3 rRNA genes are annotated in these 5464 nt (G+C 56.4%); all 3 read left to right on the top strand.

Annotated features, from left to right (window positions below):
• Positions 1–174 precede the first annotated feature (174 nt).
• The 3 genes from FV560_RS19865 (at position 175) to rrf (ending at position 5417) form a co-directional block, all read left to right on the top strand.
• Positions 175–1700, top strand: a 16S ribosomal RNA gene (locus FV560_RS19865).
• A 339-nt stretch (positions 1701–2039) separates the two neighbouring features.
• Positions 2040–5163: ribosomal RNA gene (locus FV560_RS19860) — 23S ribosomal RNA — on the top strand.
• Between the two features lie 136 nt (positions 5164–5299).
• Positions 5300–5417: ribosomal RNA gene (gene rrf, locus FV560_RS19855) — 5S ribosomal RNA — on the top strand.
• Together the 16S, 23S and 5S rRNA genes form the textbook arrangement of a ribosomal RNA operon.
• The last annotated feature ends 47 nt before the right edge of the window (positions 5418–5464 follow it).

Here is a 5464-nt window from a genome sequence, read left to right as displayed (position 1 = left end):
CTGAAGGTGCGCGTTCGTTGTTTGAGAACTCAACAGTGTGTTTGTAGTGATTGATGCCAGTTTTTTATGGTTGGTGTGCGCTCTTTTTGGGTGTGCATCTGCTGGGATTGTTTGTTTCGTATGGTTTGTTGGCGCCTTGTGCTTCTTTTGGGGTGTGGGGTGTTGATGGATTCTTTTACGGAGAGTTTGATCCTGGCTCAGGACGAACGCTGGCGGCGTGCTTAACACATGCAAGTCGAACGATGAAGCGGTGCTTGCACCGTGGATTAGTGGCGAACGGGTGAGTAACACGTGAGTAACCTGCCCCTTTCTCTGGGATAAGCGCTGGAAACGGTGTCTAATACTGGATATTCAGGCATGCTCGCATGGGTGTGTTTGGAAAGATTTTTTGGTGAGGGATGGGCTCGCGGCCTATCAGCTTGTTGGTGGGGTGATGGCCTACCAAGGCGGTGACGGGTAGCCGGCCTGAGAGGGTGACCGGCCACACTGGGACTGAGACACGGCCCAGACTCCTACGGGAGGCAGCAGTGGGGAATATTGCACAATGGGCGAAAGCCTGATGCAGCGACGCCGCGTGAGGGATGACGGCCTTCGGGTTGTAAACCTCTTTCAGTAGGGAAGAAGGCTTCGGCTGACGGTACCTGCAGAAGAAGCGCCGGCTAACTACGTGCCAGCAGCCGCGGTAATACGTAGGGCGCAAGCGTTGTCCGGAATTATTGGGCGTAAAGAGCTCGTAGGCGGTTTGTCGCGTCTGCTGTGAAAACGCGGGGCTCAACTCCGCGCCTGCAGTGGGTACGGGCAGACTAGAGTGTGGTAGGGGAGACTGGAATTCCTGGTGTAGCGGTGGAATGCGCAGATATCAGGAGGAACACCGATGGCGAAGGCAGGTCTCTGGGCCACTACTGACGCTGAGGAGCGAAAGCATGGGGAGCGAACAGGATTAGATACCCTGGTAGTCCATGCCGTAAACGTTGGGCACTAGGTGTGGGATCCATTCCACGGATTCTGTGCCGCAGCTAACGCATTAAGTGCCCCGCCTGGGGAGTACGGCCGCAAGGCTAAAACTCAAAGGAATTGACGGGGGCCCGCACAAGCGGCGGAGCATGCGGATTAATTCGATGCAACGCGAAGAACCTTACCAAGGCTTGACATACACCGGAAGCCTGCAGAGATGTGGGTCTCTTTGGACACTGGTGTACAGGTGGTGCATGGTTGTCGTCAGCTCGTGTCGTGAGATGTTGGGTTAAGTCCCGCAACGAGCGCAACCCTCGTCCTATGTTGCCAGCACGTGATGGTGGGGACTCATAGGAGACTGCCGGGGTCAACTCGGAGGAAGGTGGGGATGACGTCAAATCATCATGCCCCTTATGTCTTGGGCTTCACGCATGCTACAATGGCCGGTACAAAGGGCTGCGATACCGTGAGGTGGAGCGAATCCCAGAAAGCCGGTCTCAGTTCGGATTGGGGTCTGCAACTCGACCCCATGAAGTCGGAGTCGCTAGTAATCGCAGATCAGCAACGCTGCGGTGAATACGTTCTCGGGCCTTGTACACACCGCCCGTCACGTCATGAAAGTCGGTAACACCCGAAGCCGGTGGCCCAACCCTTGTGGGGGGGAGCTGTCGAAGGTGGGATTGGCGATTGGGACGAAGTCGTAACAAGGTAGCCGTACCGGAAGGTGCGGCTGGATCACCTCCTTTCTAAGGAGTTTCACGTTGTGAAGCTCGCTGCTGCTGTGTGTGGTGCCCTGTGATGGGTGTCATGCGGGTGGTGGTGTGCCATGCCCTGGGCGAGTGTTCTGGGGGTGGTGCTTCTATTGGGTGGAACATTAATCACGGTTTCTGATGCTTGCTTCCTTGTTGTGGGGTGGGTGTTGGGGCGGACACACTGTTGGGTGTCCCAGGCAATGAGCCCGTTTTCGGGGTTTGTTGGTTGGTTGTACACCGTCTGGTCTGGTGCTGGCTGTTGCTGGTGCTTGGGTTGGGTGAGTGTCGGTAGCTTGAGAACTGCACAGTGGACGCGAGCATCTTTGATTTTTGTGGCAAGTTTTTAAGAGCATTCGGTGGATGCCTTGGCACCAGGAGCCGAAGAAGGACGTAGTAGCTTGCGATAAGCCTCGGGGAGTTGGCAAACGAACTTTGATCCGAGGATTTCCGAATGGGGAAACCCAGCCGGGGTCATGCCCGGTTACCTGCACCTGAACACATAGGGTGTGTGGAGGGAACGTGGGGAAGTGAAACATCTCAGTACCCACAGGAAAAGATATTCCGAGAGTAGTGGCGAGCGAAATCGGATGAGGCCAAACCATGGGTGTGTGATAGCCGGCAGGCGTTGCACTTGTGGGGTTGTGGGACTCGTTGGCTGATCCTGCCGGGTTGGCGAAGAGTGATCAAGTCGCGTGATAGTCGAAGGGCATTGAAAGGTCCAGCATAGAGGGTGTTACTCCCGTAGACGAAATTGCGTGGCCTCTTGATGAGTATCCCAAGTAGCACGGGGCCCGAGAAATCCCGTGTGAATCTGCCAAGACCACTTGGTAAGCCTAAATACTACCTGGTGACCGATAGCGGACAAGTACCGTGAGGGAAAGGTGAAAAGTACCCCGGGAGGGGAGTGAAATAGTACCTGAAACCGAATGCTTACAATCCGTTGGAGCCTCCTTAGCAGGGGTGACAGCGTGCCTTTTGAAGAATGAGCCTGCGAGTTAGTGGTACGTGGCGAGGTTAACCCGTGTGGGGAAGCCGTAGCGAAAGCGAGTCCGAATAGGGCGTTTTAGTCGCGTGCTCTAGACCCGAAGCGAAGTGATCTATCCATGGCCAGGTTGAAGCGCGGGTAAGACCGCGTGGAGGACCGAACCCACCTAGGTTGAAAACTGGGGGGATGAGCTGTGGATAGGGGTGAAAGGCCAATCAAACTTCGTGATAGCTGGTTCTCCCCGAAATGCATTTAGGTGCAGCGTCACGTGTTTCTTACCGGAGGTAGAGCTACTGGATGGCTGATGGGCCTCACCAGGTTACTGACGTCAACCAAACTCCGAATGCCGGTAAGTGAGAGCGTGGCAGTGAGACTGCGGGGGATAAGCTTCGTAGTCGAGAGGGAAACAGCCCAGACCACCAGCTAAGGCCCCTAAGCGTATGCTAAGTGGGAAAGGATGTGGAGTTGCACAGACAACCAGGAGGTTGGCTTAGAAGCAGCCACCCTTGAAAGAGTGCGTAATAGCTCACTGGTCAAGTGATTCTGCGCCGACAATGTAGCGGGGCTCAAGCATACCGCCGAAGCTGTGGCATTCATGCATTTACTTGGCTCATCCTTTTGGGGTGGGTCCAGGTGTGTGGATGGGTAGGGGAGCGTCGTGTGGGGGGTGAAGCGGCGGAGTGATCCAGCCGTGGACGCCACACGAGTGAGAATGCAGGCATGAGTAGCGAAAGACGGGTGAGAAACCCGTCCGCCGAATGACCAAGGGTTCCAGGGCCAGGTTAATCCGCCCTGGGTAAGTCGGGACCTAAGGCGAGGCCGACAGGCGTAGTCGATGGACAAGCAGTTGATATTCTGCTACCGGCGAAGAACCGCCCATACCGAGCCCGGTGATGCTAAACGCCCAACGTCTGCTAGATCCCCTTCGGGGGACGTGTAGGCCGAGCGCGTGACCCGAACCGGTAGTAGGTAAGCGTAGTAACAGGGGTGACGCAGGAAGGTAGCCCAGCGTGTCTTATGGCTTGGCACGTCCAAGGCTGTAGGGCGAGGTATAGGTAAATCCGTGCCTCATGTGCCTGAGAGCTGATGGTGACAGCGTATGCTGGATGATTGGGTGATCCTATGCTGCCTAGAAAAACCTCGGCGCGAGGTTCTAGCCGCCCGTACCCTAAACCGACTCAGGTGGTCAGGTAGAGAATACTAAGGCGATCGAGTGAATCGTGGTTAAGGAACTCGGCAAAATGCCCCCGTAACTTCGGGAGAAGGGGGGCCGGACGCGTGATCTGCCCATCGCGGTGGTGAGCGTTGAAGGCCGCAGAGACCAGGGAGAAGCGACTGTTTATCAAAAACACAGGTCCGTGCGAAGTCGCAAGACGATGTATACGGACTGACGCCTGCCCAGTGCTGGAAGGTTAAGAGGACGGGTTAGTCACCTTTGGTGGCGAAGCTCAGAATTTAAGCCCCAGTAAACGGCGGTGGTAACTATAACCATCCTAAGGTAGCGAAATTCCTTGTCGGGTAAGTTCCGACCTGCACGAATGGCGTAACGACTTCTCCGCTGTCTCAACCGCGAACTCGGCGAAATTGCACTACGAGTAAAGATGCTCGTTACGCGCAGCAGGACGGAAAGACCCCGGGACCTTTACTATAGCTTGGTATTGGTGTTCGGTACGGCTTGTGTAGGATAGGTGGGAGACTGTGAAGCGCCCGCGCCAGCGGGTGTGGAGTCAACGTTGAAATACCACTCTGGTCGTTCTGGACATCTAACCTCGGTCCGTGATCCGGATCAGGGACAGTGCCTGGTGGGTAGTTTAACTGGGGCGGTTGCCTCCTAAAAAGTAACGGAGGCGCTCAAAGGTTCCCTCAGCCTGGTTGGCAATCAGGTGGCGAGTGTAAGTACACAAGGGAGCTTGACTGTGAGACGTACATGTCGAGCAGGGACGAAAGTCGGAACTAGTGACCCGACGGTGGCTCGTGGAAGCGCCGTCGCTCAACGGATAAAAGGTACCCCGGGGATAACAGGCTGATCCTGCCCAAGAGTCCATATCGACGGCATGGTTTGGCACCTCGATGTCGGCTCGTCGCATCCTGGGGCTGGAGTAGGTCCCAAGGGTTGGGCTGTTCGCCCATTAAAGCGGTACGCGAGCTGGGTTCAGAACGTCGTGAGACAGTTCGGTCCCTATCCGCTGCGCGCGTTGGAAATTTGAGAAGGGCTGTCCCTAGTACGAGAGGACCGGGACGGACTAACCTCTGGTGTGCCAGTTGTTCCGCCAGGAGCACGGCTGGTTAGCTACGTTGGGAAGGGATAACCGCTGAAAGCATCTAAGTGGGAAGCCTGCTTCAAGATGAGATTTCCATACACCCTTCGAGGTGTGAGAGGCTCCCAGCTAGACCACTGGGTTGATAGGCCGGATGTGGAAGCACCGAAAGGTGTGAAGCTGACCGGTACTAATATGCCGATGACTTACCACAACACACAATCATTGCGTGCATGCGTCCACTGTGCGGTTCCCGAGAGACCGCCACCACCACCCACCCACACCCAGGGCCTACCAGCCCCGGGGCGGGTCAGGGCAGAGTGTGAGCGAGAAGGTCATCTCCATAGAGTTACGGCGGCCATAGCGAGGCGGGAAACGCCCGGTCCCATTCCGAACCCGGAAGCTAAGCCCCTCAGCGCCGATGGTACTGCGACCGCGAGGTCGTGGGAGAGTAGGACACCGCCGGACACCCATTCCAACAAGGGCCACCCCACCGGGGTGGCCCTTGTTGCGTT

The sequence above is a fragment of the Ruania rhizosphaerae genome (genome assembly GCF_009805705.1).
In the GTDB taxonomy this organism is placed as follows: Bacteria; Actinomycetota; Actinomycetes; order Actinomycetales; family Beutenbergiaceae; genus Ruania; species Ruania rhizosphaerae.
Note: the sequence above shows the minus strand (reverse complement) of the source record. Positions and strands in the feature narration are given on the sequence as shown.